This is a genomic window from Haloferax chudinovii (assembly GCF_042663345.1).
GTDB classification, from domain to species: Archaea; Halobacteriota; Halobacteria; order Halobacteriales; family Haloferacaceae; genus Haloferax; species Haloferax chudinovii.
Genome location: NZ_JBHTAB010000008.1, coordinates 18539 through 40134, shown reverse-complemented (window position 1 = coordinate 40134; position 21596 = coordinate 18539). Strand labels below are relative to the sequence as shown.

31 protein-coding genes are annotated in these 21596 nt (G+C 57.5%); 14 read left to right on the top strand and 17 right to left on the bottom strand.

What is annotated here, in order from left to right; genetic code table 11:
* Together ACFQI8_RS14065 and ACFQI8_RS14060 are read left to right on the top strand one after the other, a co-directional pair.
* Positions 1-288: a DUF7521 family protein gene (locus ACFQI8_RS14065; RefSeq protein ID WP_390245820.1), complete on the top strand. Its 288-nt coding sequence runs from the start codon at positions 1-3 to the stop codon at positions 286-288.
* A gap of 4 nt (positions 289-292) precedes the next feature.
* Positions 293-568, top strand: a complete 276-nt coding sequence (locus tag ACFQI8_RS14060; RefSeq protein ID WP_390245818.1) for a DUF7521 family protein — start codon at positions 293-295, stop codon at positions 566-568.
* A gap of 12 nt (positions 569-580) precedes the next feature.
* On the opposite strand, the gene ACFQI8_RS14055 is transcribed toward ACFQI8_RS14060, so the two are convergent.
* From ACFQI8_RS14055 to ACFQI8_RS14035, 5 genes are all read right to left on the bottom strand, one after another.
* Complete coding sequence (locus ACFQI8_RS14055) at positions 581-1486, bottom strand: universal stress protein (protein WP_390245816.1); 906 nt, start codon at positions 1484-1486, stop codon at positions 581-583.
* Positions 1487-1514: 28 nt separating this feature from the next.
* Positions 1515-2048, bottom strand: a complete 534-nt coding sequence (locus ACFQI8_RS14050) for an SRPBCC family protein (protein WP_390245814.1) — start codon at positions 2046-2048, stop codon at positions 1515-1517.
* 159 nt (positions 2049-2207) lie between these two features.
* Positions 2208-2951 carry a DUF6796 family protein gene (locus tag ACFQI8_RS14045; protein ID WP_390245812.1) on the bottom strand — a complete coding sequence of 248 codons (744 nt, stop codon included), beginning with the start codon at positions 2949-2951 and terminating at the stop codon, positions 2208-2210.
* The gene (locus tag ACFQI8_RS14040; protein WP_390245810.1) at positions 2948-3448 is read right to left on the bottom strand and encodes an SRPBCC family protein; all 501 of its coding nucleotides are present in this window, start codon (positions 3446-3448) and stop codon (positions 2948-2950) included. Before ACFQI8_RS14040 ends, ACFQI8_RS14045 begins: the two co-directional genes overlap by 4 nt.
* Before the next feature lie 16 nt (positions 3449-3464).
* On the bottom strand, positions 3465-3764 hold the full coding sequence (locus tag ACFQI8_RS14035; RefSeq protein ID WP_390245808.1) for a hypothetical protein: 300 nt from the start codon (positions 3762-3764) through the stop codon (positions 3465-3467).
* Positions 3765-4086: 322 nt separating this feature from the next.
* On the opposite strand from ACFQI8_RS14035, the gene ACFQI8_RS14030 reads away from it, so the two are divergent.
* Positions 4087-5490 (top strand): permease, encoded by a 1404-nt coding sequence (locus ACFQI8_RS14030; RefSeq protein WP_390245807.1) that lies wholly within the window; start codon positions 4087-4089, stop codon positions 5488-5490.
* 36 nt (positions 5491-5526) lie between these two features.
* On the opposite strand, the gene ACFQI8_RS14025 is transcribed toward ACFQI8_RS14030, so the two are convergent.
* Complete coding sequence (locus ACFQI8_RS14025; RefSeq protein WP_390246053.1) at positions 5527-5727, bottom strand: DUF411 domain-containing protein; 201 nt, start codon at positions 5725-5727, stop codon at positions 5527-5529.
* On the opposite strand from ACFQI8_RS14025, the gene ACFQI8_RS14020 reads away from it, so the two are divergent.
* Together ACFQI8_RS14020 and ACFQI8_RS14015 are read left to right on the top strand one after the other, a co-directional pair.
* Entirely contained in the window at positions 5695-5832 is a 138-nt protein-coding gene (locus ACFQI8_RS14020) for a hypothetical protein (protein WP_390246061.1), read from the top strand. The two genes, ACFQI8_RS14025 and ACFQI8_RS14020, sit on opposite strands and share 33 nt — an antisense overlap.
* 846 nt (positions 5833-6678) lie before the next feature.
* Positions 6679-7272 carry a helix-turn-helix transcriptional regulator gene (locus tag ACFQI8_RS14015; protein WP_390245805.1) on the top strand — a complete coding sequence of 198 codons (594 nt, stop codon included), beginning with the start codon at positions 6679-6681 and terminating at the stop codon, positions 7270-7272.
* Between the two features lie 300 nt (positions 7273-7572).
* Here the strand turns inward: ACFQI8_RS14015 and ACFQI8_RS19495 are convergent, their stop codons facing one another.
* A complete protein-coding gene (locus ACFQI8_RS19495) occupies positions 7573-7725 on the bottom strand; it encodes a DUF7972 family membrane protein (RefSeq protein WP_465261715.1) in 153 nt (50 codons plus the stop codon).
* A gap of 289 nt (positions 7726-8014) precedes the next feature.
* Here ACFQI8_RS19495 and ACFQI8_RS14010 point away from each other — a divergent pair, with 289 nt between their 5' ends.
* The 6 genes from ACFQI8_RS14010 (at position 8015) to ACFQI8_RS13985 (ending at position 11268) form a co-directional block, all read left to right on the top strand.
* Positions 8015-8338 carry a hypothetical protein gene (locus ACFQI8_RS14010; protein WP_390245803.1) on the top strand — a complete coding sequence of 108 codons (324 nt, stop codon included), beginning with the start codon at positions 8015-8017 and terminating at the stop codon, positions 8336-8338.
* Positions 8339-8600: 262 nt separating this feature from the next.
* Positions 8601-9017, top strand: a complete 417-nt coding sequence (locus tag ACFQI8_RS14005; RefSeq protein ID WP_390245801.1) for a DUF302 domain-containing protein — start codon at positions 8601-8603, stop codon at positions 9015-9017.
* Complete coding sequence (locus ACFQI8_RS14000) at positions 9017-9331, top strand: SHOCT domain-containing protein (RefSeq protein ID WP_390245799.1); 315 nt, start codon at positions 9017-9019, stop codon at positions 9329-9331. The genes ACFQI8_RS14005 and ACFQI8_RS14000 overlap by 1 nt, the downstream gene beginning before the upstream one ends.
* Before the next feature lie 29 nt (positions 9332-9360).
* Positions 9361-10077: a class I SAM-dependent methyltransferase gene (locus ACFQI8_RS13995; protein WP_390245797.1), complete on the top strand. Its 717-nt coding sequence runs from the start codon at positions 9361-9363 to the stop codon at positions 10075-10077.
* 101 nt (positions 10078-10178) lie between these two features.
* Positions 10179-10487: a thioredoxin family protein gene (locus ACFQI8_RS13990; protein WP_390245795.1), complete on the top strand. Its 309-nt coding sequence runs from the start codon at positions 10179-10181 to the stop codon at positions 10485-10487.
* Positions 10480-11268 carry a plastocyanin/azurin family copper-binding protein gene (locus ACFQI8_RS13985; protein WP_390245793.1) on the top strand — a complete coding sequence of 263 codons (789 nt, stop codon included), beginning with the start codon at positions 10480-10482 and terminating at the stop codon, positions 11266-11268. The genes ACFQI8_RS13990 and ACFQI8_RS13985 overlap by 8 nt, the downstream gene beginning before the upstream one ends.
* A 428-nt stretch (positions 11269-11696) precedes the next feature.
* On the opposite strand, the gene ACFQI8_RS13980 is transcribed toward ACFQI8_RS13985, so the two are convergent.
* A complete protein-coding gene (locus ACFQI8_RS13980; RefSeq protein ID WP_390245791.1) occupies positions 11697-12485 on the bottom strand; it encodes a hypothetical protein in 789 nt (262 codons plus the stop codon).
* Positions 12486-12588: 103 nt separating this feature from the next.
* Between ACFQI8_RS13980 and ACFQI8_RS13975 the strand changes: the two genes are divergently transcribed.
* Positions 12589-13002: a CopG family ribbon-helix-helix protein gene (locus ACFQI8_RS13975; protein WP_390245789.1), complete on the top strand. Its 414-nt coding sequence runs from the start codon at positions 12589-12591 to the stop codon at positions 13000-13002.
* A 56-nt stretch (positions 13003-13058) separates the two neighbouring features.
* Here the strand turns inward: ACFQI8_RS13975 and ACFQI8_RS13970 are convergent, their stop codons facing one another.
* From ACFQI8_RS13970 to ACFQI8_RS13950, 5 genes are all read right to left on the bottom strand, one after another.
* Complete coding sequence (locus ACFQI8_RS13970; protein ID WP_390245787.1) at positions 13059-14009, bottom strand: cation diffusion facilitator family transporter; 951 nt, start codon at positions 14007-14009, stop codon at positions 13059-13061.
* A gap of 157 nt (positions 14010-14166) precedes the next feature.
* The gene (locus ACFQI8_RS13965) at positions 14167-14757 is read right to left on the bottom strand and encodes a cupredoxin domain-containing protein (RefSeq protein WP_390245785.1); all 591 of its coding nucleotides are present in this window, start codon (positions 14755-14757) and stop codon (positions 14167-14169) included.
* A 7-nt stretch (positions 14758-14764) separates the two neighbouring features.
* Positions 14765-15133, bottom strand: a complete 369-nt coding sequence (locus ACFQI8_RS13960) for an SHOCT domain-containing protein (RefSeq protein WP_390245783.1) — start codon at positions 15131-15133, stop codon at positions 14765-14767.
* Between the two features lie 129 nt (positions 15134-15262).
* Complete coding sequence (locus ACFQI8_RS13955) at positions 15263-15484, bottom strand: hypothetical protein (RefSeq protein WP_390245781.1); 222 nt, start codon at positions 15482-15484, stop codon at positions 15263-15265.
* A gap of 834 nt (positions 15485-16318) precedes the next feature.
* The gene (locus tag ACFQI8_RS13950) at positions 16319-16813 is read right to left on the bottom strand and encodes a CBS domain-containing protein (protein WP_390245779.1); all 495 of its coding nucleotides are present in this window, start codon (positions 16811-16813) and stop codon (positions 16319-16321) included.
* 235 nt (positions 16814-17048) lie between these two features.
* On the opposite strand from ACFQI8_RS13950, the gene ACFQI8_RS13945 reads away from it, so the two are divergent.
* Together ACFQI8_RS13945 and ACFQI8_RS13940 are read left to right on the top strand one after the other, a co-directional pair.
* Positions 17049-18425, top strand: coding sequence for a vitamin K epoxide reductase family protein (locus ACFQI8_RS13945; RefSeq protein ID WP_390245777.1), 1377 nt, complete (start codon positions 17049-17051; stop codon positions 18423-18425).
* Between the two features lie 75 nt (positions 18426-18500).
* Entirely contained in the window at positions 18501-19430 is a 930-nt protein-coding gene (locus ACFQI8_RS13940; RefSeq protein WP_390245775.1) for a complex I NDUFA9 subunit family protein, read from the top strand.
* Positions 19431-19452: 22 nt separating this feature from the next.
* Here ACFQI8_RS13940 and ACFQI8_RS13935 read toward each other — a convergent pair whose 3' ends face one another.
* From ACFQI8_RS13935 to ACFQI8_RS13920, 4 genes are all read right to left on the bottom strand, one after another.
* Positions 19453-20250, bottom strand: a complete 798-nt coding sequence (locus ACFQI8_RS13935) for a plastocyanin/azurin family copper-binding protein (RefSeq protein ID WP_390245773.1) — start codon at positions 20248-20250, stop codon at positions 19453-19455.
* Complete coding sequence (locus tag ACFQI8_RS13930) at positions 20243-20551, bottom strand: thioredoxin family protein (protein WP_390245771.1); 309 nt, start codon at positions 20549-20551, stop codon at positions 20243-20245. The genes ACFQI8_RS13935 and ACFQI8_RS13930 overlap by 8 nt, the downstream gene beginning before the upstream one ends.
* Positions 20552-20726: 175 nt before the next feature.
* Positions 20727-21080 carry an SHOCT domain-containing protein gene (locus ACFQI8_RS13925; RefSeq protein ID WP_390245769.1) on the bottom strand — a complete coding sequence of 118 codons (354 nt, stop codon included), beginning with the start codon at positions 21078-21080 and terminating at the stop codon, positions 20727-20729.
* A gap of 2 nt (positions 21081-21082) precedes the next feature.
* Positions 21083-21502: a DUF302 domain-containing protein gene (locus tag ACFQI8_RS13920; protein ID WP_390245767.1), complete on the bottom strand. Its 420-nt coding sequence runs from the start codon at positions 21500-21502 to the stop codon at positions 21083-21085.
* Positions 21503-21596: the final 94 nt, after the last annotated feature.

Sequence of the window (21596 nt, the reverse complement as noted above, 5' to 3'; positions counted from 1 at the left end):
ATGCACCCTGGACTCATCGTCGCAAAGCTCGTTACAATGGTTCTGGGATTCCTAATCGCCTATCAGGCGTACCGGGGCTACCGCCGGAATCACAGCCGACCGATGCTCTATGTCGCGATTGGCTTCGTCTTAATCAGTTTCGGGGCGGTCATCGAGGGGCTCCTGTTCGACGTGGTCGGACTCACACTCTCTGACTCGGGCACGGTAGCGACCATCATTGTCGCTGTCGGTATGCTCAGTGTCCTGTACGCTCTATACGGACGCGACACTAAGGGAGTGGAGGACTAATCGGATGGTCGAGACAACGACGGCGGTTCTGATCGGCGTTCGATTGCTCGTGCTGGCACTCGGTATCCTGACCACGTACTACAGTTTCGAGGCGTATCGACGAACAGGTACGTACTATATGCGAAACGCTGCAGCTGGATTCGGAATCATCACCCTCGGTGTGTTCATCGAAGGAGTGCTGTTTGAGTTTGTGGGGCTCGATCTCGCTCTTGTCCACATCATCGAATCGATCGCCATCGGGCTTGGATTCGTGGTCCTTCTCACCTCGCTTCGCCGGTAGCTCAAGTCGCGTCTACACTCCTCGAACGGTCAAAACTGGCTCATCCGAGTTCCAGAGAACCCGCTCGGTCACACTTCCGATGAGCCGTCGTGAAAGGCCGGACCGTCCGTGTGTTCCCATCACGACGAAGTCAATCCCGTGTTGATCGCAGTATTCCCCTATAGCCTGATGAGGAACGCCGTGAGTAATTTCAGCAGCGACTGAAACACCGTCGGCAACTGCCCGGGACTGGACATCTTCTACGACAGTCTCTCCGTTTTGCTCCAGGACTTGCTGCAGTTCGTCCCACGTCCATCCCGGGCGAGACGCGTAGGCACCTCTATCCACAACGTAGAGGGCATGAAGTGTCGCATCGTACGTTCGAGCCAAATTAAGAGCGTGAGTGACTGCCTCTCGTGCGGGTATACTCCCGTCAGTCGGGACGAGGATATTCTCAAATCCTCCCCGGATCTCGGATTCTGATACCGACTCCGTCAGCTTCGATTTGACACTGAGCACAGGAATGTCGACAGTTCGAACGATTCGGTTTGTTACACTTCCGAGTAGGACTCGGTCGAGACCCGTGTGTCCCCGTCTCCCCATACAGACGAGGTCAATCCCGGTGTCGGTAATGTAGGACGCAATCTCGCGAGCTGGAATGCCACGGCGAACCTCAGTTACAGCATCAAGGCCATTTTCTGCGGCTCGAGTTGCGATCTGCTGGGTGGCGGCATCACCAGCGTCGTACCACGTGTCCGGGAGCGTCTCTAGGTCGGTTTCCAGCGCGGTTAGTTCCAGCTTCCTTTCGATGGGCGAGCTGTCGACGACGTGAAGTGCGTGGACGGTTGCGTCGTATCGGCGAGTGAGGTCAAGCCCATACTGGATTGCTGGCTCAACGTTATCGCTTCCATCGGTTGGGATGAGGACGTCGGTGTACATGGTTGGATGTGTTTGTGTGTTGATTTTGCTACGGACTCTCGTCCGTCGGTATTGGCGGCTCATGGGCTGGCGACTCGATGCGTTCCTTGAAGAAGACGAGTTCCTTGTTGGTGTGGTCGTAGAGCTTGGCTTTCCCGTCGAGAACAGTGGTGAAGAGCCGCTTTAGCAGCTGCCCCCGACGATTGTTCGGGAAGTCCATCCAGACGGCGTGTGACATCTGGGTCCCGTCCTCGGTTTCTTCGAGCCGAATCGTGCCACCCTCTGGAATGCGAACGGTGACGAGCCCGCGAAGGACCGGATAGTACGCCGTCCCAGTCCAGACCGCTACGTTGGGATGGTCGATGTACTGGAATCGACCGTGCAGGTCTGCGTACATCCCGGCGACCTCTTCGCGCTGCTGGAATGTTGCATCCTCCTGTGGGCGGTTGTCAGGCGTGTCGTATTCGAGTCCGTAGTGCTCCTCCGGGTTCGACGCCGTCCAGTGGATGGGGTCGGTCACGTACTCCCAGATTTCCTCGGGCGATGCGTCGATGACGATGTCGGCTTGATCAGTGACGTACATGGGATTTCCTCCGTGTTGTAGTATAGGTCGGGCAGGATTTTCTCCGTATCTGGTTCAAATCGAAGGTGTTGCACGGTGAAATTCTCCGAATGCAAGGTGGTGCCTCGAGGAGGAGCCCTTGGTATTTACCCAGAACCGGGTGGACCGGTGAGTAGACCATCATGTCCCTTCGTTTCCTCGGGGCGCGACGACCGGGCTATTCCAGAGGAGTGCAGTCGAAACGGCGTAGAATACCAGTAGTGACAGATTATACGCAGTGACGATGAAGAAGATGCGAAGTTCGAGCGGAGAGATCAGCGCGAGGAGGCCGGTCACCGCCTGGATGACCAGGGGATTCGCAAGCGCGAACCAGCGAGGATAGTGGGTCTGCTTGAACGCAATCGCGTAGAATATGAAGGCGAGTGCCACAGCCATCGCCCCCACGAGGAGTACTCCGAGCGGTTCGAAGACGAGTTCGAAGTTGTCGAACATTGTTTGCATCGCGGGTTCTGCCGCCGGTGGTGCTGTATCGGCTGCCTGCACACCGAATGTGATGAACGCGAACGTGCTGTGGAAAACGGTACCAGCGACGTAAGCAAAGACGCCCAGATACCACACATTTCTCGAGAGGCCCCAGCCCGCTGGCTTGATGGCTTGGTATACCTGCCAGAATCCGAAGAGTCCGAGTGGGATCCCGAGGATAGCCAAGTAGTGGCCGAGGACCACCTGCGAGGTCGGCTTCGACAGTAGGAACACAGAGAGGTTCTCCAGCGACAACACGGAGAACGCGGTCGTGATGACGGTCGTACCGTCCAGGGAGTACCCGGAGGCGAGGTCAGCGAGTACGCCCAGTGCCATCCCAACGACGCCGAGGATACCCGCCAAGCGTAGCTCGTTTCGCTTCAGGAACCCCTCTACAGTCATGTCGGAGCGGTCCCCTCGAGTGATCGCTTGATGTATTCGAGTTCTCGCATCGCGTGTCGATAGTCCCGTTCGACACCATGGAGCACGTGTTCGAACGTCCACTCGGTTATCGTGCCCAGGACCGAGTCGGGAAACGACGCCCAGACGCGTGCGGTCAGTTCAGTTCCCCCTCGTGTCGGCGTGATCTTCCACGTGACTCCTTCGTCTACCTCGAGAGGGAAGCCGTAGAACCGATACCGAGCCTTGGGCGCTTCCCAGGTCAGGCGCTCCCCGGGAACGTACTCCGTCACCTCGCCGTCCGCGACGCCGGGGATGCCGGCAATTCGCTCACGGACTCGAATTCGGGTGCCCTCTTCAATTCTTTCTCCGTCGGAGTAGACCTCGAGTGACTCGTGATCGGGGTTGGACGCGACCCACCACTCCTCGACATCTTTCAGGAATTCCCAGACCTGTTCTGGAGATGCGTCGATAGTCACGGTGGGCGAGATTGCGTACATTCCTGTCTCCGTCATCCTATCGGGCGAACAAATTGTACAGCCACGCGACGGCGTACACGAGGACGAAGCTAATGACAGCTGCCTCAACCATGCCCGCCACCGTCCCGACGACGGTCGGCTCGAAGAACAGGTGCCACTGTTCCATCATCGCGACCGCGCCCTCGTAGACACCTATCGCGCCGAATACGCCGAGCAGGAGCATTACGACCGCAGAGACCACTGCGGCAGCGCCCGCGAGTGCCAGTGCGTCGAGATGCATCGCACCGACGGTGGCTTCCGTACCGTACGCGTCTTGGGTGGTGGTAGTCGTGCTCATATGTAGAGATACGCCTGACCCATTTAATCGATTTTCTCTTACAATTCGAAGGTGCCGCTCATCCCGTCGAGTACACACCAGGAACTAGTGCGGTAAAAGCCGGATACAGGAACCCTGTCCGTGGATCTGGTCGTCTGAAGAAGGAGCGGAAATTTTCGGATGAAGAATCAATAACGCTCGGTCGATATTACCGGAAATCCCACGCTAGATCGGGTACCCCGAACCAATAACCGAGTGTACTTTCGAATGCAAGTTTTCGAGCTGCCCCGACACCGGGTTCTTAAGAACAAATGACAAAATAGATGCCTGTGATTGATTAGGTATGCAAGTCGCCCTCCTCGATGGTATTTTCGAGTCGCTACGGATCGGTGTCGGCTTTCTCTGGACAGCCGCGTGGGCGATCATCATGGGGCTGGTAATCACGAGTCTCGTTCAGGTCTACGTCTCGAAGGAACGGATGGCCAACGTTCTCGGAGAAGGTGATCTAAGTGGACTCACAAAGGCGACACTGTTCGGCGCTGCGAGTAGTGGCTGTAGCTTCGGTGCCGTCGCCATCGGGAAGGGACTGTTCAAGAAAGGCGCGCACACGGTGAACTTCCTCGCGTTCATGTTCGCCTCAACGAACCTCATCGTCGAACTCGGGCTGATGATTCTGATTCTCCTCGGGTGGGAGTTCCTCGTCGCGGAGCTCCTCGGTGGCGTCATTCTCATCGCGGTGATGGCGCTTCTCGTCCATCTGACGCTCCCCGAGAACCTCTTCGACCAGGTTCGCCGGGAACTGAACCAGCGTGACGACGAGGGGGGAATCACCGAAGACCCGACCTGTGGGATGGAAGGGAAAGACGAGTACTCGCTCACGACGGACGGAGGCGAGACGCTGAAGTTCTGCTCGAAGGGTTGTATGGAGACCTACGAGCAGGAGGCTGCCAGTAGCGGCGGGTGGCGCGACGAACTCCTCTCGTGGGGTGGGTGGTACAAGATCGGGAATCAGTACCGCAAGGAGTGGTCGATGATCTGGAAGGACATCATCGCCGGCTTTCTGATCTCGGGGTTCGTCATCGTGTTCGTGCCACAGTGGGTGTGGAACTCGCTCTTCCTCCAGGGCGACGGCCTGCTCGTCAGCGCGGAGAACGCGATCATGGGTGTCACAATCGCCGTGCTCAGTTTCGTCGGGAGTATGGGGAACGTCCCCTTCGCCGTCGCGCTGTGGGGTGGCGGCATCAGTTTCGCTGGCGTTATCGCGTTCGTCTACGCCGACCTCATCACGATACCCGTCCTGAACATCTACCGGAAGTACTACGGCTGGAAAGTGATGCTGTACATTCTCGGCGTGTTCTTCGTGACGATGGCGTTCACCGGCTTTCTCATGGAGGAACTGTTCAACGCCCTCGGCATCGTTCCGAATCTCGCCGGCGGACAGACCGCCTCCGAACAGATGTACTTCGAGCTGAATTACACCTTCTACCTCAACATCATCGCGTTCGCCCTCTCCGGATTCCTGCTCTACGTCTACCGAAGGGGACTTGGCGCACCAGGCACGTTCCGTGACCCGGTTTGTGGAATGCGGACCGACGACAGCGGTCCAAGTATCACTCACGACGGTGAGACGTACTACTTCTGTTCGAAGCAGTGCAAACGTGCGTTCGAAAACCAACCATCCGAGTTTTCACACGTCCAACCAACTGTCGTCGAGAGTGACCGAGGGCAGAGTCACGACAATCACTAAACACCGTCACATACGAAGTGAGTCGAATGAATCCGACTACAGCTCAATGAAAACGTCTCCAATTTCCCCACTCGAAAATTCGTAGATGGTGAACGGTTCAGTCTGCTCACCGGGCATCCCCGGCGAACCGGCTGGCATACCGGGTAACGCGATACCCGAAACCGACTGCTGGTCGAGTGCTGTTGCGATAGCTTCGACGGGGACGTGCCCTTCGACGACGAGGTCGTCGAGAACCAGCGTATGACAGCTGAGAAGTCCATCGGGAACGCCATACTGTTGTTTGATACTGTTGACATCGCTCGGGGAACGCTCACCGAGTTCGACATCGAGATACTCCCGTAGGTACGTCGCATACTCTCCACAGCATCTGCACCCCGGCGAACTGAATTGTGTTGCCGTCGTAACTCCGAGTACGCCATCGGACGGTGGCTGTTCTCTCTGTGACTCCAGACATCCAGCTGCACTAACAATTGCAGTGCTCCCAACTATGCTGAGGAACCGTCGTCGGGTCCAGTGTGAGGCCATACTGAAGACTGATCGCCGAGAAATATATCAACGACTCGTTGTTCTCACGTTTCGAGACACCGCATGATCTCAATTCGAGGGAAGAAACAAGGTGAACACCAAGCAGCAACAATCGGTACCGACGCGCCCATTTATATGCTTTCGACTTTCGAACCAGAACAACAGTATTCGGCAGGTAGCCGCCCGTAGGCTGCCGAGACAGGATTTTCGTTCCAGATGGTGTGGAATTTCACTTTTGAATAGGGTGAAATGAGGAGCACAAACTCTTGTGGTAGAGTCATATTACACCCATACGTCTGTAAAGTCAAAGCACGATACAATATAACGGGTGATATCCGTGTGGTTATCGCGAACGTGACGCCTCTCTCATCGTCAATTATTGTTCATCTGCGTGGGGCGAAATGGAGTGACGTTCACGTAACTCTCTGCGAGAAGCACGAACACCGCTTGGCTCCACTGAAGTTTGTCCTTTCACGCCAACTCGGTGGCCATCGAACCGCCAACTCCCCGTCCCAGTTCGTTCCTGGGCGACTGTGAGATATTCTATTGGGTGTGACGGGCCAGTTCCGAAAATCACGAGATAGTACAGACCAAAATACGTACTATGGTGGAAGTCGGATATACGTCCATGAGAATACACCCACGTCGACGGAGGAAACAGACATGAATCAACGTCAAACAGACACCGTCGTCGGATTCACCCTCGTTTCTATCTTGGCAGTGGGAGGGCTACTTAGCTGGCAAGCGTACCAGCAACAGCAATCGTTCGACCAGATGATGGGTTCGATGATGGGGACGTCGATGACAGGTGTCCACGGAACGAGTCCTTTGTGGTACGTCCTCGGGACACTCGTCGTTACGGGCGCACTCGGCGGGATATATCTTAGTCTCCGTCGCTCGCTGGATGAACCCTCCAATGAAAGCCAACGACCAGGAGAGCAGTCAGCACCAGAGAATTTGGAGGAATCTACTTCCACGAACACTGAACCACAATCAGCAGCGGGGGATGACAACTCATCTACCCGTCGAGAACCTATCCTCGACGTCTTACCGGAGGACGAACGGCGGGTTCTCGAACCAGTCCTCACGCCACCGGGAATCACGCAGATCGAACTCCGGGACCGTTCTGATTTCTCGAAGAGCAAGGTGAGCCAGACAGTGAGCGAACTAGAGAAACGAGGGTTGCTGTACCGTGAACGACAGGGTCGAACGTATCGAGTGTACCCAAGTGACGACCTACTTCAACGCCCAACGTGATTTGCGTGTTACCAATTGGCAAAATTCTATGTGGCTCGCCCCCATCTCTTGAGATATGTGCAATCGACACGTCCCACATCTGATCGCCGAATACGAAGCATCGAAACGAGACGATGTCGAAGCCGACGTACTCGGCGACGAAGAGGCACAATCAACCCCAGACTCTACAGCAACCGAACAAAAGCGTCTGTTCGCTTCACTCGTTTCACGCCTCACTCCCTGATGCACATTGACGGTGGGTAGTCAACTCAGCAGGGGTCACAACCCCATATAGACGAGTCCGACGGTGATCGAGTCTGTTCAGAACGGCGTCGGTTCAGTTCCAGTAGAGAACGGGGTGACTGACGTGTTCTGCTGTGCAACCCACGAGAGTCGGAGCACGAATGAAAACAGGACCGCGAGTGGAGCGAACCCGACAGTCACTGCGACAATCGTCAGTGGGAGTACCCTCACGGGTGGTTGCGAGGCTGTTCCTGTGGTCCCGTAGATTGTGAGTACGAGTTTAGGGCTACTACGTTAATTGGATTGTGACAGATATTCCAAACCTCGGCAGTGCCACACAGATCATCGGCTCTCGGCTGGGGGAGAGTAACGAGCGTCCCGAATTCGAAGGCGATGAACGATACTGTGATAGAGAAACGGTTAGAGCGCCCTATAGACGCTCTCGAACGTTCTCCTGTGTCAGTTCACACCCATCGTGATAACTCCAGAGCCGTCCTACGAGTAACCGAGGAGAACAACAATGACTACCTTCAAAATCGGACGCTGGCTGCTCGTGGCACTCGCAATCGTCGGACTCGCGGTTGCTGCCCCAGTAGTCAGTGCACACGGCAACGACACGACCGCTGATGACGCGCCCCCGTACAACGGCACTGCGACCGAGTGGACCGCCTGGATGGAATCGCAGATGACCGACCACATGGGGCCCGGCGCCGTGGAATGGATGGAATCGCACATGGGCGTGACCGTCGACGAGATGGGCCAAGACATGGCCGACGATGGACGGATGGGCGGATACGGCCCGATGCGTGGATACGGGGGGATGGGTGGCGCGAGTCACTGCTAACGGCACCTTCTAGCCCCTCTCGTATCGAACAGCGAAACCGTACACTCAAAGAGAGAACCCGACTGCCTGAAATTGTACACGAGTGGAAATATACTACAAAAGCCTATCGGAGAATTGCTACCCCGGAAATCTGACTTCCCTGTATTTATCCGTGGGGAGCGAATTGAATGTTGTAGAGAAATTCCAATATTGGTGCCGCGCTGGCAGTCGAAACGGCTTCCACACCGAGCGCAGTATCAACCGAACTCATGGAGAACACACAATGACGTATACCATCACCACTACAGTTGACGCACAGTTCGACGACGTCCTCGATGCGGTCGAAACCGAGTTACAGAACGAAGGATTCGGCATCCTTTCCGACATCAACGTGCAGGCAACGCTCAAGAAGAAACTGGACGTCGAAACCGAGCGGTATCGGATTCTCGGCGCCTGCAATCCACCGCTCGCACACGAAGGGCTCACAGAAGAGCCAGACCTCGGGGCACTGCTCCCGTGCAACGTCGTCGTCTACGAGAATGATGACGGTGACGTGGTCGTGAGCGCCGTCGACCCCGAACAGCTCGTCGGTATCACCGAGAACTCTAACTTGGACGATATCGCGGGCGAAGTCAAGGGTAGATTCGAGGACATCCTCTCAGTCGTCGAAGACCGGTTCGCATCAGGAGGTGGCGACTGATGGCGGAAGCGAGCAGAATGAGCACGACGACGATTATCCTCCTCGTCGTCGCAGCACTCGTCGTGATTCCGCTGCTCGCTATGGGTGGCGGAATGATGGGCGGTGGCTTTGGAATGTTCGGCGGAGGAATGTTCCTCTGGCCACTCCTGCTGATTGGACTCGGCGTACTGGTCTTCTATGGACTCAGCGGCCGAGACGGATCGAGGTCATCTGACTCAGCGCTCGAAACGCTTCGCGCGCGGTATGCTCGCGGCGAAATTTCGGACGAAGAGTTCGAGGAACGAAAACAGACCCTCGAATCGAAGGACCGCTGACGCAACCACTCACGACACTACCCCGCACGATGACAAAGCCCACGGATTCACCATCCCACCGGCTCTTCGCAGCCATATACGACCCGGTGACCAAGCCTGCAGAACGCACGCTCCTTCGAGAACATCGTGAGTACCTTACGGAGGACCTGCACGGAGCACTCCTCGATATTGGTGCAGGGACCGGTGCGATGTTTCCGTATTTCAAGCGGGCACAAACACGCGACACAGAACTCGTCGTCCACGCGGTCGAACCCGACCCGCATATGTGTCGACGAGCGGTACAGAAAGCGAGAGACGTCGGCCTCGACGTCGAGATTCGTTCCGAAGGTGCCCAGACGCTGCCGTACGATGACGATTCGTTCGACGTCGTCGTCGGTTCGCTCGTGTTCTGTACCATTCCAGATGTCGATGCAGCACTCAAAGAGGTTGCCCGCGTGCTCAAGCCGGGCGGAGAGCTTCGGTTCTTGGAACACGTTCACGCCGACGGGTGGCTCGGGTCAGTTCAGGACGCCGTGAACCCCGTCTGGCGACGCGGGGCCGCGGGTTGTCACCTCAACCGAGATACCAGAGCGACCTTCGAGAGCGACGACCGCTTCGAGGTGCGAGAAATCGACGAGTTGGCGCTCGGCATCCCGCCAGTCAAGCCATTCATCCGCGGCAAACTCGTCGCCCGCAATCGATCTCAAAACCCGTGGCGTGATGTGTTAAGCGAGGCCCCGGAACAACTTGGATCGGTACTTCGATGAACAGTATGTTCAGGTCGACCTTGAAATCAAAACCAGACACGGTGAAAACCCTTCAATAATGAATAGTAGTTCCAATAACGAACAAGACCATAGAGGAAACCATGACTGAAGTCATCCTCTTCACGCAGGAGACGTGTGGGGCATGTGCGACGCAGCGAGAGAAGAACGAGGGAATCGAAGACAAATTCCCAGACGTGGAGTTTCGGGAAGTCGACATCCAGCGAGACCTCGAGATCGCTGAAGAATACGACGTCCGAAAGACACCTACAACACTCGTCTACGCGGGTGATGAGCGGGTGTCTGAGTTCATCGGTATCGTCGAACGTGACGAACTCGAAGACGCGATCCAGACAGCGACGAACGAGCAGTCTGGACTTGCTCAACGACTATACGACTACGTTCGTGGATAGCCACAGAGACTCAGCAACCATACAATATACGATCATGAAGACTACAAGAAGACAGTTCGTGAGGCTCCTCGGCGCTGGTGCCACCGCAACTGCAGGACTCACACAGACAGCAGCAGCACAGCAGGCCCCCGTCGTGAAGATGGGAAACAACTACTTCGATCCGATTGGGCTATCCGTGGAACCTGGGACTACCGTCCGATTCGAGATTGCTGCCGGAGCCCATTCAGCGACGACCTACGACGAGCGTATTCCAGCTGAGGCGAGCCCGTTCGACAGCGGTGTCATCTCACAGGGGACCTACGAGTACACATTCGAAACGCCGGGAACGTACGACTACTACTGTATCCCTCACAAGTCCCTCGGCATGGTTGGACGAATCGTCGTTGGTGAACCTGGCGGGCCCGCCGAAGAGACCCCGATTCCAGACGGTGACGTGCCATCGAGTGACGACATCGTCCAACAGGGTGCCATCCCTTACGGGTCTGACTCCAGCACTGAGGGCGCAACTGGTGGTTGGATGATGGGGCCGGGCATGGGCCCCGGAATGATGTCTGGCGGTTCGAGAGGGAGGTTATACGGCCTACCACTTGTCGGTGGTGCCCTCGGTATGCTTGGGATCCTCGGTGGTGGACTGTACTGGGCACTCACCCGATCGTCGGCTAAATCTGCCGCAGACGACTCAGCGATGGCAGTTCTCCGGAGCCGATACGCACGGGGAGAGATAGACGACGAAGAGTTTCAGCAGCGACGTCAGCGATTGAAAGACGAACCCGAGAGATAATCCGAAAAGTTCCACAGCTCGAATTTCGATGTCCACTGAGCGTACATCAGATGGACTACTGAGAGTCATCCTCGTAGTGATAGCCACGATCGTCCTGCTCCCGAGGTTAATGATGCTGTTCGCCGTCCCGATGATGGCGAAGATGGGCTGGTGGTGGTGGCGGCATCGCGGGTGGGCTATCACCACTGTGGGGAACCGGGATGATGCCCCTGTGGCTCATCGTCCTCGACGGGACGGCGACGGTGCTGATCGATTCCCTCCCGTAGTGACTCGTCTGTACAGCCAGGCCAAGACCATGAACCCGTTCACGTCCCCACTGGAGATTCAACGAACATTTGCGGCGCTCCAGCTGACGAGGCCGATCCCAATCGGGAAGACTTCCGCCGACAGCAGGTGCGAATCCATGATGAATGTGGAACGCCGGTTTATTAGAAGACGCCCAGAATGAATCCGATACCCATCACGATAAGAATTGCCGCCGTGAACGTTGGCAGATATTCTGCGTAGTCCTCAAGTTGGTCCTCGTAGCGCTGGTAGCCAGCCACGAGCAAAAGCGTCACGCCGACGAGTGACGTAATGACGGCCAACGAATAGAGGAGCATCAGTTCGAGGCAATAGGCCGAGCCGGTACAGATGGCGATGATATCGAACTCCTCGTTGTGCGTAAAACCGAGAGCGAACGCGAGTACTGCCATCCCGAAGAGCCCGCGATCCGATGGCTCCTCAAGGTGGTCGTGGGAGTGTGAATGATTGGACTGACCCACAAACGGGACTACCCGCCGAGCTCGAGCAATCCACCCTCGGCTCTCGTCGCCGCTGTGGGTATGTCCGTGGTCGTGGGTGTGACCGTGATCGTGGTCGATTTGCTCGTGGTGGTCACTATGGTCGTCACCGTGATCCGGTGCGGTGTGATCGTGTCCATTGAAGTATTGCCAGATTCCGAGGGTGATGAGTAGCGTCCCGGCGACGTAGTTCATCCAGGGAATCTGGGTGAGCCCGAAATACGAGAGCGCCCAGAAGTACACGACCACCATCGCGATACTACTGATGAGATGTCCGATACCGAGGATGAGGCTCGATGCGGCGCCGGAGACCCATTTATTCGGTTTGTCGAGCGCGTAACTCGCGGCAATTGCCCATCCGTGGCCCGGGGCGAGACCGTGCGTGAGACCGAGAACACTAGCCCCGAGTGCGAGCCCGAGAACGCCGTTCGCCATGTACCTGAAATGAGAGCGAGATCGCTTATACCGGTTGTTAATACCGAATCGGGGGACCCGTCATACTCGGAACTCTTGTGCGAGGATGACGAACGACTAGTCCATGCGGACGAGTTTCAACATCCCGGATGCGGTCGTCGAGGAGTTCGATCGAGTGTGGCAGGATGAAGGCCTCGACAATCGGTCGCGAGCAGTTCGTGAAGCGATGCAAGAGTACATCGAGGCTCACTCCCGGCTCGAAGAGGTGACTGGGGAGGTGGTTGCGCTCGTCGCCTTCGACTACCGTCACCCGGACGTCATCGAAGAGCTGCACGGCGTGCAGCACGAGCACCAGGACATCATCCTCAATACGAGCCATACCCATCAGGGCGAGTGGTGTCTTGAGTCCCTGTTCTGTCGCGGCCCTGTCGAACGGGTGCGAGAACTGAGCTATCGACTTCGTGATTTCGACGAGGTCAACCGAGTGAAAATTATGGTTATCCGCGACAGCGACACGACCAAACACCACGTCCAGTAGCGACTCGAAGACGTATCGACCTGCCCGCAGTTGTTCCTCGGGGTGGTTTCGTTTCGTCAGTGGACATGGGAGTTGAGATGGGTCTGTCGGTCGCCATATGCCGGGCTCAATTCGATGGTCGCGTGATCAACCCCGTACTCTTCGAGGATGTGATGGATCTCCTTGGTGACTGTTTCTGCTTCACGCATCGTCTCGACCGAGGTCTCGACGTGCGCTGTCGCGACCGTAATCTGGCTACAGATCTGCCACGCGTGCCAATCGTCGACGTGATCGACCCCGTCGATGGCTTCGATCTCGTTCCGGACGTGCTCGGGATCGAACGGCGTTTTCATGAAGAAGATTGCGCCGCTTCCACGCAGAACCTTCCCGGCCGACCACAGGACGATGCCCGCGATGAGCGCCGCGGCAATCGGATCGATGATCGTGATTCCGGTGACTTCGACGACGACCACGGAGACGATGACGGCGACCGACCCGCCGGCGTCGCCTAGTAAATGATAGAACGCCCCCTTCTCGTTGAGACTCATCTCCCCACCCTGGAGGATAAACACGCTGCCGACATTCACTGCTAACCCCCCAAGTGCAATCACAAGTGTTGGTACAGTTCCAATCTCGATGGGAGTGAGAAAACGCTGATAGGATTCCCAGAGGATGTATCCCACCATCGGGATGAGCAAGACACCGTTGAGGAAGGCAGCTAGCGGTTCGAGTCGATGGAGACCGTACGACCACCACTCTGACCCCTCGTATCGGTCCGCGACGTAGGAGGCTGTAAACGCCATCACGTACGCGAGCGCGTCGAACAGCATGTGGACGGCGTCGCTGATGAGCGCGACCGATCCAAAGAGGAGCCCTCCAGCGAGTTCGGCGGCGAACCCCAGGAGGTTGATGCCGGAGACCAGCGCTAGCTTGCGACTGCTCGCTGATCCGCCGTGGTCGTGATCATGCGAGTGCCCGTTCCCATCGCTACCGTGCTCGTGATGGGCGACGCCACCCTTGTTAGACATCCGTGGTACTCCGTATTCGACCACTTCTTATTAAACCCTATATCATAGATGGCGCGGTAATTCTGAAATGAATAACAAAAATCTCGATGTGAGTTAATAATATATCTACTCTAGTTGCGTGGTTCACTTTCGTCAGTGATCAGGTCAGTCAAACCCGTCACGTGACGACGATGCCGCCGTCGATTTCCATGTAGGGGTGGCCGTAGCCACAGTAGGTCAGGCAGCTCAGCGTGTAATCACCACGTCGTGTCGCCCCGAGTTGACGAACGACTGGTCCGGTGGCACTCTGCGGGAGCGGGACCGGGTGCATCATCATGCCACCACCCATGTGAACCGGTCCGGAGGGCATGATCGCGAGGCTGTGATCGGGGTACTGTTCGTTTGCTTCCTCCAGCAGTTCGTGGAAGTCGCCGTCGGCCGGAGGCGGGATACGTTCCTCGTTTCGCTCTTCGAGCGCTTCGTGGTCTGGGAGGGCGTCACGGATCGACGATGGAAGGGACCGGACGGCTTGACTCGAGAGCGTGTTGAACGAAACGACGCGAAGAACATCGTTCCGTTGCAGGCTGACACGTTCCTGTTCCTCGCCCGATTCGTCAACGATGACGAAGCCCCAGTGGTAGGCTCCGACGTAGATCGTCCTGTCGACGCCGCCGCCACTGCCAGGGAGATTCCCGACGCATCCCGAGAGACCGACGATGCCAGCTCCAAGCGCCGTCAGGAACTCCCGTCGCTGTACTGTCGGAGACATGATCGTGCTATCGTGACTCCTCGCGGCTGAGTTTCGCTCGACGTTCCTCGAACTCCTCATCAGAGAGATCACCGCGAGCGTACGCCACACGGAGTTCCTCGAGTGCTCTATCGCCGGTCAGCGACGACCCGACACCGCCGACGAGACCACGATAGAGGAGGTACCCGATGCCGACAAGAACGACGAGCCAGACGAGCATCATCCCGATGCCCCACAGCGGGGAGAGACCGCCGGCCATTCCGCCGCCCCACCACCAGCCCATCATCCCCATCATCGGCATCGCGAACACCATCATCAATAGCGGGAACAGGACGATTACCGCCAGAACGATCAGGACTATGCGGAGCAAGCCGTCGGACGTGCGCTCTGTGGACATGGCGAACCACTAGGGAGATTCGTCGACTGCGTCAATAAGCTTGCTCGGCTGCCAGTACTACTCCAGTAATGGTCCCTGATTTGAGGGCAGCCGACACGTTGCTCCGTGTCTTCACTAAGGTGAGTCCACTCAGCAGCAGTTGTTTTCGTCTGGCGACCACTTGCACGCGTTCCCAGTTGTCAGGCTGTTTTCGTCCACGTAGGTTGAGAGACACGCGTAGTTACAGAAGTACGTTGGCGAGCCACAATCGTCGCTACAGTCACGTACACAGATCGGGTCATGGTCGAAGATACGCGAGCCACAGTACGCACAGGCCTCGTCGGCGTCGGGGAGTTCGACGGTCGTAGACATACATGCGCTACGGGCACGAGTCAAAAACGTATTTCGCCAGTCGAACATCCATATACTTCGATTCCGGGCTGTTCGCGGTGTGGGAGTGACAAGGAGCTACTAGAACTCGATCGCTCCGATCATCGGCTTGCCGACAAACTTCGGGCAGACATCGGTGTCGTATTCCTCCATACAGTGCCGGTGGCAGGAGATCCCGCAGTGCTCGCAGACGAACACCTCGTCGTCGCTGGTACACTGTGACTCACAGATGTAGCACCGGACGATGGTTCGTAGAACGTACGTTGGCTATCGAAATTAATCGCTGTACTCGGAATCTGGCACTCGGCTTCCCGCAAAGCGAGGTACCTATGCGACGTGCTCCCCGTGGTGCTCGCACATCGTTTCCGCGCTATGCTGGTGGTCTGGATGATGCGATGGATGCTCGTCCATGCGGATATCATTCCCGTGGTTCGAGTGGCCGTTCTCCCATCCCTGCTCTGAAACTGTAATTAGCTGCGCATTGCTGGGGTTCCCCGCAGGAACGTGGCAAACCTCGATGTTCTCTGTATCTCCGCTCTGATGCTCCGCGCCTGCTACGGCTCCAATCATACCCGAAGTGAGCGTCGTTGCCACCGCGATGACGATTGCGAAGCGGATAACGGTCCGTGTCATTGTGTTTTTCCTCATCGTATTACGTGGTTTATGGGTCAATTTCGCACCTCAAACGGTGGTGTCTGGTCAGTCGATACTGGTTCATCATTCGTGGTCGGGAGATGGTGCCTAGAGAACATTCTACGGCATCAATATTCAACGTAATCGTGGCTGAGGTATCGCCATCATGTAGGGGGCAATTGTTCAATTGGGCGTTGGTGAGTCGGCGTGAACGACATCGGCGAGGCTTTCGAGTTGCGCGGCTACGTGTGCACTCTCACCTGCCAGATGAACGACGAGGTCGTCGAACGTGATGATCCCGACCACGCTCCCTTCGTCCACGACCGGAACTCGCCGCACGCTCGCCTGGTTCATGTGGTGGAGTAACCGTGGGACGTGTGCCTGAGACTCGACCGTCAGTGGATCCTTGGTCATCACGTCACCAGCGGTGAGGTCTGCTCGTGACTCCTCACTGAGGACGTTCGTCCCATATTCGTCCGTCAGGAGGCGAATCGTGAGATCACGGTCGGTGACGATCCCGACGATCTCGTCATCATCGGTGACGATAACGTCACCCACGTTTTCGTCAGCCATTGTCTGCGCGACATCACCCACAGTCGTATCGCTGGATGCACTCACTACGTCCTTTCGTGCTATTCGTCCCACTCGGAGGTCGACGTCAGAGCGCTCGTTGGACATCATCCCTATAGTACGACAGCGACGTCGAAAAGTGTAGGGACCAACCCGTTACAGTCTCATCGAGCAGCGACAACGACCGGAGAAGCTACCCGACACGCGAGACTTGGCGTGGTTTATCACATTATTGCAATAGGAACAGCTGGTCATGGTAGCCCCGAGACCGTCTTTGCCAGTCCGATGACGCCGGAGATACTTTGGCCTGTGCAGCCGAAGAGAAACTATCGGTCAAGACCCTATGAGTAAGCACCACGACGCCTCATCCGGCGGGATGGCCAGTCACGGGCACAAGCAGTCCCAAGAGCCAGGGACCATGATGCTTGAGCACCCGACGATGGAGTTGTGGCCGCAGTACCCCATCGTCATCCTCGGCCTCTGGCTCATCGCAAGTCCGTTCACCTTCGGGTACGAGAGCGTCCTGATGACGGTCAGCGACATCGCCAGCGGAGCGCTCCTGATCGTATTAGCCGCAGTTGTGCTCGTTCGTCGGAATGGGTGGGCGAACTATGCGAACGGATTCGTCGGACTCTGGTTATTGCTTGCGCCCCTCGTTTTCTGGGCCCCCACGAGTGCAGCCTACCTGAACAACACGCTCGTCGGCGTCTTCGTTATCACGTTCTCGGTGCTCGTCGTCATGCGGATGGAGATGTCAGGACCGGGTGTCCCGCGTGGCTGGACGTACAACCCTTCGACGGCGGCCCAACGTGCGCCGATCATCGTCGGTGGACTCATCGGCTTCTTCTTTTCGACGCACATGGCTGCCTTCCAGCTCGGCTACACGGAGTTCGTCTTCGAGCCGTTCTTCGGACAGGGAACCGTGAATGTACTCACATCTGATGTTTCACGGATGTTTCCGATTTCCGACGCTGGACTCGGTGCCGTGGCCTACGCGCTCGAAGTCCTCATGGGATTCATGGGTGACAAACGGCGCTGGCGGACAATGCCGTGGATGGTGACGCTCTTCGGCATCGTGGTCATCCCACTGGGCTTCGTCACCATCATGCTCATCATCCTCCAGCCCTTGGCCGTCGGGTCGTGGTGTACGCTCTGTCTCCTCTCGGCACTCGCGATGCTGATCATGATCGCAACGACGGTCGACGAGGTGGTGGCGATGGGGCAGTTCCTCTACCGACGAACGCAGGAGGGTAAGTCGCTCTGGCGCGTATTCTGGATGGGGGGAACGTTTCCTGAGGAAGAAGCAGGTGTAGGGAAGGAGACGCGGTCTGACGCCGATTCGTTCTGGTCCATGTTTTGGGGGGTGTCGATTCCGTGGCATCTCGTCGTCGCCACGGGACTTGGCCTCTGGTTGATGGCATCGCCTGCGATCTTCGGGACCACGGGTGGGGCCGCGAACAGCAGCCAGCTTGTTGGCGCGCTCGTCGTCACGTTCTCCGTTATTGCGATGGGCGAACCGGCGCGCGCCGTCCGGTTCGTCAACGTCCCACTGGGGATATGGATCGTCGTAGCACCGTGGATACTCGCCGGCGCCCCGACGGTAGCAACCTGGAACAGCGTCGCTGTCGGAGTCATCCTCATCATCGTCAGCATCCCTCGAGGCTCGATACGTGATCGATACGGCACCTGGGACACCATCGCCGAGTACTCGATCATCTAATGCTACGGTTCCCACTGGCCGCGAAAATCCGGACGGTGATGGGGGTTTAGGTACACTCACAACGTAGTCTATCGTATGGAAACACTGGTAGTAGGCGGTGACGGATTCGTTGGGCGCTACCTGTGTGCAGAGCTTGTCGATCGCGGTCACTCGGTGACCTCGCTCTCGCGCTCACCCGATCCTGAGGTACTGCCCGACGAGGTCGAAACGGTGACCGGCGACGTGACCGACTACGACTCGATCGAGGGGGCGTTCGAAGGAAAAGACGCCGCCGTGAACCTCACGGCGTTACCGCCACTTCATCAACCACGACCGGGGACGTTCCACGACGCGGTCTGTATCGGCGGGGCGATGAATGCCGCGCACGCGGCGAGCGAACACGACGTCGGTCAGTACGTCGAGATGAGTTCGCTGGGCGCTGGCATGGACAGCCCGGTTGCATACTGGCGTACGCAGGGGATCGGCGATATGGTCGTCCAGTACTCAGATCTCGACTGGGTGGTCCTCCGACCATCGTTCATCTTCGGCGAGGGCAGTGAGACGTTTGCGTTCATCAAGAAGTACACGACCCCGTACGTGACTGTCCTCCCCGACGGTGGTAGATACCCGACGTTCCAGCCGATCTGGGTCGAGGACGTGGCTCGGATCACCGCGGACGCACTCGTAGATGCCGAACACGTCGGCGAGATCTATGACCTCGGTGGACCGGAGGTTTTGACGTTCGGCGAGGTAACGCGGATGCTCTATCGCGCGGCGGGGAAGTCGGTCAGGATACTCTCCGTGCCGATGCGACTCGCAGAGATCGGTCTGTACGCGTTCGACCCCATTCCATCGATTCCGTTCGGTATCGACCAGGCGAGAGCGCTGGAGATGTCCAACGTGACGGACCACAATGACATCGACGCGTTCGGACTGGAGCGGTCGGACTTGCTATCCGTAGGGGAGTACCTCGGCGTAGAAGCAGGTCCTCAAAGGACTCGTGAGCGAGTGGCGTCACACGGGTAGATATCTCTGACGACGCTGCACCTTACTGAGACTCGATTTCTCCCCCGGTCTCCAATCGCTCACGTCGTCGCTGGAACTCCGCTTCGTCAATCTCGCCTCGTGCGTATCGGCGTTGGAGGGTTTCCATCGAGGAATCGCCGCTCTCGGGAGAGGCGTCACCTCGACCCAGTGCCCAGTAGAGGAGTCCGCCGACCAGCCCGAGCAGTCCGAGTGCCCCGCCAACGAACGGTAGCCCCTCGAACCAACCACCGTTTCGGCCGTTCATCATTCCGGGGCCAGAACCCATTCCCGGTCCCATCGTTCCGCCACCGGAGCTCCCATCACCGCCGGTGCTGGATCCATACACTATCGCGCCCTGTTCGACGATCGCGTCGCTCTCGGGCACGTCACCGTCCGGAATCGGACTGTCTTCGGCCGGGCCGCCGGGATTGCCGACGACGATGCGACCGACCATCCCGACAGTCTTGTGCGGGATGCAGTAGTAGTCGTACGTGCCTGGCTCTTCGAACGTGTACTCGTACCCTCCCGACGAGATGACCCCACTATCGAATGCGCTGGCGTCGGATGGAATCCGGTTCTGGTAGGCCGTTGCCGAGTGTGCACCGGCTGCTATCTCGAAGCGGACGGTCGTGCCGGGTTCGACGTGCAGCCCGATCGGGTCGAAATAGTTGTTGCCCATCTTCACGACGGGCGTCTCCTGTGCGCTCGCTTGCTGAGAGAGGCCTGTGCTGGCGACTGCGCCGGCACCGAGCACTCCCAGGAACTGACGTCGACTATAGTTCGTCATGTGAGTTGAATCGGTCGCTGGTTCGTTATCCACGCACGACGTCGACGAGGCGCTGGGCGAATCCAGATGACTGCTGGGTCGCGCTCTCGATAGCCGACTCCAGGTCTTCCCGGTCGACGATGCCGATGAACTCGGCGGTCTGTTTACCGCTCGCGTAGATGAGTGTTGTCGGCGTCTTCCGGACGCCGTACTCCTCGGCCGTTTCCAGATCTTTCTGGATATCGACCTCCCGGAACTCCACATCCGGATACGTGTCCTCGAGGCCGTCGTTTTTCTCCCGCTGTGTTGCGCACGCCCCACACGTCTCTTGGGTGAAGAGGATAACTTCGGTCACATAGTATACTACGGTCTTGTGATTTAACCACATTACTATTCAGAATCGTAAGTTGGGAGACCTCCATCTCTTCGATTCGAAGGCACGCTCACACAGTGATGATTGGGAATAGCCTGACGAACGAAATCGAGTACACAGGCTTGGGGTATCCGCATCGTGGTGAATACTCGTTGGTTTACTCCGACCGTTCGAGTTTCTCGCGGCGGGATTCGAACTCTTCGTCGGTGAGGTCGCCGCGAGCGTATGCCGTGCGGAGTTCCTCCACCGCGGGATCTCGAGACGTCTGGCTTTCGTTCGCGCGTCGGAAGACGAGGTAGCCACCACCGAGGAGGATGAGGAGGAAGATGAGCGGGACGAGCATCCCGACGAACGGCCACCACCCGCTGGTGGTTCCGCCATACCCCATCATCCCGCCGTAGCCCATCATGCCTCCGAATCCCATCCCCATCGTGAGCAAGGGGAGGACGATGATCGCCCCGAGGATCAGGAGCACGATGGTCGTGGTGTCGAGTTGATTCGACGAAGACATCGTCACTCCTCCTCCGGCACCGTTCCCAACTCGTCTGAGATCGTTGCGATGACACGCTCGAATCGTTCGTGGACGTCGACCGCGATCTCGTCGAGGTCTGGATTCTCCGTGATGCCGACCAGTTGCTGGGGGTCGACGGCGCTCACGACGACGTCACCGCCATCTGTCTCGTAGACGATGACGTTACACGGGAGCAGGGCCCCCAATTCTGGCTCTTCAACGAGGCCTTTGTGGGCGAGTGGAGGGTTACACGCCCCGAGAATCCGGTATTGGTCTACGTCGACATCGAGTTTTTCCTTCAGGGTCGTTTTGACGTTGATGTCACAGAGGATGCCGAAGCCTTCGTCCTGTAGTGCGGTCGTGACTGCGGTTACGACATCGTCGAACTGTGCATCAATCGTTGTGGTGATGGTATACGTCATTGGTCTATTGGGTGTTTTTGCGTTCCAAGCTCGCGATGAGCTTCGTTGCTTCCTCTTCGGTCAATCCAGCACCGCCAGACGCTTCTGAGGCGGT